Raw genomic sequence first — 5,138 nt, 5'->3', positions numbered from 1 at the left:
TTTTCTTGCTTTAATATTCGAAATATACATTATATTTGAAAGAACATAACGGCGGTTTTTTCACAGACTGACGTTATGCGGCATGCTGGATTAACAGCCAAAACTTTAACAGACAAGAAAAAATTGAAAAACAAAATCATCATATCAATATTACTTCTTACAACATTGTTTTCGTTTGATACTATTGCCCAACAACCCTCCAAAATGAGTGGAAATATAAATTGTGGTTGCACATCAAAGCCAAACTTAAATGAATTTATTAGTTGCGACACAACAAGTTTTCAAAATGGTTCGAAGCTTTATAGACAATTCAATTGTGATTCATCGTGGCTAACGTTCGAGAGTAAAAGCGGTTTAAAAAGAGTTATGTATTCTTTAGATAAGTCCTTAATAGAACTAACAGCACGATTAGGCTATCAATTTGTGAAAGAATATAAAACAACATTATTATTTGAAAATAGACAAGCATCAGGACGCGGTTTTCCTATAAATTTTGAACTCATAGACAAAGACAATGGAAATGTAATTGAGGTTTTTGGAACAATAATATATTACAGCGACATAGATTTTAATAATTACGTTTTATATCTTTCTTCGGATTCTTTAGACACAGTGACCTATTACAATATTGATACAAAAACAAAGTCTAATTATTTAATTCCTCAAGGACGACTTAGAAAGACGGTTATGGAATCTAATCAAATGTTTCCAGAGTTTTTATTTGAAGAACCCACAGCTAAAAATAACACTTTGACATTGAAATATAAATATATTGAAAGTGCTGACGTTGAAAAATGGAATACAGACATTATTACCATTGACTTGCAGAAAATAAAAACTGACTATGAAAGTAAACATTAGGCGAAAACACGTATTGAAAGAGAAGCACGACCGCATAACAGCTGTTTTGAGCTAGCTGGAGTTTAGTGGAATTACCGTTTCGCATCAAGTTTTCGTTAAGCCGAAAATTGAGCGGTTACGAATTTCCAGCCATCTCAGAGCAGCAAAACGTTGGGTGATATTTTACCACGAAAAACTAAAAATGAAAAAAATAACATTATTAGCATTATTTGCTACAATTTTCACTTCTTACAGTCAAAATTACAAAGATTTAATTAAAAAAGCGGATTCAAGTTATAATGCAAAATCATATAAATTATCAAATGATTTCTATAAAAAAGCATTTAAAATTGAATCTAAAAATTCAAACGATTTATATAATGGTGCTTGTGCATCCGCTTTAGCAAATGAAAAAGAAAACGCATTTTTTTATTTAAAATTATCAATTAATAACGGCTGGACATACCTTGAAGAATTAAAAACAGATAGCGACCTAGAAAATTTGCATTCTGAAACGGAATGGCTGAAATTAATTGAAAAACTGCAGAAAAAAAATGACAAAGAATTATCCTTGATTTTCAAGGGAGGCAAAGAAGTTGTGAAAATTTCGGTTTCTAAAACTGACCCCTCAGAATTATATATAAATGATGGAAATTCAACAGAACTTTTTTATTACAAGTTTGTGCCAAAAAATGCAATAAAAGGAGTGTTGGTTATTTTACCGTCGGGCGGTGAAATTATTGAAAATACATTAAAACAAATATCACTATATAAAATTGCAGTTGAAAAAGGAATTATGGTAATTGTTCCGTCAATAAATTGGGGAACAGATAATCGAGAAGCAGAATTCACAGTTCTTGACAAAATATTCAATGAAATTGTTGCAACATATAAAATACCAAAAGATAAGTTTATCATCGGCGGGCTTTCGGGTGGCGCAATGCTTTCTTTAACTTACGCAGAACAAGCAGTTAAAAATCCTGAAAAGCATTTTTTAATTCCTAAAGGAATATTTGCTTTAGATGCTCCATTAGACAAAGCAAGGTTTTATAAATATTGTGAAAGAGAAATACTGAGAAATATAGTGCAGGCTGGAGTAGATGAAGCAAAAAGGATTAAAAATAATTACGACAATATTTATGGTGGTTCTCCTGATAAATTTCCAGAGAAATATATTGAAAATTCTATTTACTCTTATGGTGCAAATGAGGGTGGAAATGCAAAATATTTAAAAGAAATCCCTCTTTTAATGTTTACTGATATGGATACAGATTGGCTAATTAACGAAAGACATCGCGATTTATATGATTGGAACGGTATTGATATAATATCAATGATTAATCAATTAAAGATAATGGGGAATGAAAATGCTAAAGTAATTGTTAGTCAAGGAAAAGGAATTAGATTAGACGGTTCAAAAAATCCACATTCTTGGTCAATCATGGACTCCGAAGTCTGTTTAAAGTGGATTATGAAAACACTTGATAAATAAAAAAACATCACCCAACCGCCATTTTGAGCTAGCTGGAATTTAGTGGAATTGCCGTTTCGCATCAAGTTTTCGTTAAGCCGAAAATTGAGCGGTTACGAACTTCCAGCCATCTCAAAGTGGCAAAACGTTACAGGAAAGTTTGCCCAAAATGGGGAAAATACGGTAACTAAAAAAAAATCGAAATCAAAACACTAAATATTTGTTTAAATTAGCTTCAATAAAAAAACATTAAATGACTGAAATAGAAATTTTACAAGACCTAAAAAAAAAGTATTCGGATGTTGAGCTAAATGAAGCAGAAACTAGGTTTAAAATTATTGATACAATTTTAAACGATGTATTAAAATGGCCAAAAGATCCTATTTCAGTTGAAAAATTCATTAATGGTAATAGAGCAGATTACGTTTTAAAAGGAAAAAACAATAAACCACTACTTATACTTGAAAGTAAAAAAAACGGTATTTATTTTGAGTTACCAAATGGCACTAATACAAAGAAAGGTTTCCAAAAAATCCTTTTAGAAACACTTTTAACCAATGATGAGATAAAAAAAGCTGTTTTTCAAGTTAAAGAATATGCAGAAGATTTGCAAGCTCCATTTGCATCAATATGCAATGGTAAAGTTTGGATAATTTTCAAATTACCTCCTACATTCAAACCTTGGAAAAAACTATCAGCATATGTTATTAATGATATTGACTTTTTTATAAATGATTTAACACATGCTATCAATATCCTTGGTTATGACAGTGTAACCCAAAAAGATTCTTTAGGACAAAACATTGGGGTTTCTAAAAAAACTTTTCCAGAAATATATTATCCGAAGAATAATATTACAGCCTACAATACACCTGTAAATAGTAATAAATATGCAGGTCCTTTAAATACGCTGTCAAGAAAATATTTAGGCTCTATAAATGAAACTGATGCAGATTTCATGAATAGTTGCTACGTTAGTAACAAAGGTAAATATGATGATTTACAAAAAGATGTTCAAGGTTTTTTACATGATTCATTAACACCATATTTCAAAAATTTAGGCTTTAGAGATTTTACAGACGATAAAGCTGGTGGTGCTTTTGGTATTAGAATTGCAGAAACAGTAAAAAGACAAAATCTGCATAATGTGATGATTTTGTTTGGAGGAAGAGGAGCTGGAAAATCAACCTTCTTAAAAAGGTTTCTTTTCTATATCAAGCCACGAGAAATTGAAATGTATGCACATATTGCTTTAATTGGCCTTTTGCAATCATCACAAACACGAGTTGAATTAACAGATGAGATATGGAAAAAAATATTAGTCGAAATCGATGTTAATAATTTAAGAAATGGCACAAGAGCAGATTTACTAGAGTTATTTTCAGAAGAGTTTGAAATTTATAAAAAACAAATATTAGTAGGTTTAGAAGAAACAAATACTGAATATCAATCTCTTTTAAGACAATTTGTTCTTGAAAAAACAAATGATATTAAATTATTTTGTGAGAAAATAAGTATAAAATGGAAAGATAAAAATAAGACTTTAATTATCTTTCTGGACAACATGGATCAGTTATCCCCTGACTTACAAGATGTTTGTTTTTTGACATCTGTAGAAATTGCAGAAAAATTAGGGTGCTTAGTAATTGTATCAATGCGTGAAGAAAGATATTATGATGCACAATCTAGAGGTGTTTTAGATGCTTACCAGAGTCCTGGATTTCACTTATCTTCTCCAGTTATTCCCGAAGTAGTAATAAAAAGGATTGATTACATTCTTGAACAATTAAAATATACTACAGACTTAGATACAGAATTTGGAATAAAAAACTTAAACGAATTAAATACTTTAAATGCTTTTTTCAATATTTGTAAAAATCAGTTAAAAAGAAAAAATTCACCTTTAAGTTACTTTTTAAGATATGCAACTCATGGTGATGTAAGACAAGCACTTGAGTTTTTTAAAGGCTTCCTTACATCAGGATACACAAATATTGATGAAATGGCTCCACATAGCGATTGGGTATTTCAAGTTCATCAAGTTATTAAACCCATGATGATTCCAGATCGGTTTTTTTACGACGAGAGAAAAAGCAAAATCCCTAATTTATATCAGTTAAGAAATGATATAGATAGCTCTCATTTTACAGGTTTAAGGATTTTAAATGCTCTTCATAATCGGATCAGTGATAAAGGAACAAATGGCTTTATTGATGCCAAATTTTTAATACAGAATTTTGATTTAAAATATGACTCAAAGAATGACTGTATTAATCATATTGATTTATATTTAGAAAAAGGTTTAATAGAATCAAGTAATAGATTAGAGCACTATTCCGAAGCAGTAGATCATATAAAGTTAACTGCTTTAGGTAATTATATCTATGAATATTTAGCATTCAATTTTGCTTATATCGATTTAGTCTGTTTGGATTCTGGAATATTTAATGAAGAATTGAATAATTATTTTGTGAAATCTGCAGAAGAAGAATTGAAATTCTACTACAATAGAGACTTTATGTCGCGAATCGAAATAAGAATCAATAGAGCTAGAAGATTTGTTCATTATTTAAATGAATTAGAACAACAAGAATTTTTGGATTTAAATTTAGATTCAAGTGAACCAAAGTTTACTGAAAAGCTAATAGAAAGTGTTGAAGATCAAATCCAAATCATCAGAAGGAGTTCACAAAATAAAGAAAGAAATACAAGTGAATATAACTAATAAATAAAAAACCTTCCTGTAACAGCCATTCCTATGTAAAGCATCATTAAGTTATAAACAACTTTTAAGAGGGTTATATGTCGGTTATTTTTCGAGTATAAA

General features: G+C 29.7%; 3 protein-coding genes. All 3 read left to right on the top strand.

Features of this window, described 5'->3' with window-relative positions; genetic code table 11:
• Positions 1–204 precede the first annotated feature (204 nt).
• The 3 genes from QO182_RS19325 (at position 205) to QO182_RS19315 (ending at position 5,036) form a co-directional block, all read left to right on the top strand.
• Entirely contained in the window at positions 205–861 is a 657-nt protein-coding gene (locus QO182_RS19325; RefSeq protein WP_371563678.1) for a hypothetical protein, read from the top strand.
• A 181-nt stretch (positions 862–1,042) separates the two neighbouring features.
• Entirely contained in the window at positions 1,043–2,332 is a 1,290-nt protein-coding gene (locus QO182_RS19320) for a hypothetical protein (RefSeq protein ID WP_371563676.1), read from the top strand.
• A 232-nt stretch (positions 2,333–2,564) separates the two neighbouring features.
• Positions 2,565–5,036: a hypothetical protein gene (locus QO182_RS19315; protein ID WP_371563674.1), complete on the top strand. Its 2,472-nt coding sequence runs from the start codon at positions 2,565–2,567 to the stop codon at positions 5,034–5,036.
• Positions 5,037–5,138: the final 102 nt, after the last annotated feature.

It is taken from the genome of Flavobacterium sp. Arc2 (genome assembly GCF_041431385.1).
GTDB lineage: Bacteria > Bacteroidota > Bacteroidia > Flavobacteriales > Flavobacteriaceae > Flavobacterium.
The sequence above is the reverse complement of the archived record's forward strand: the minus strand, read 5'-3'. Positions and strand labels throughout refer to the sequence as shown.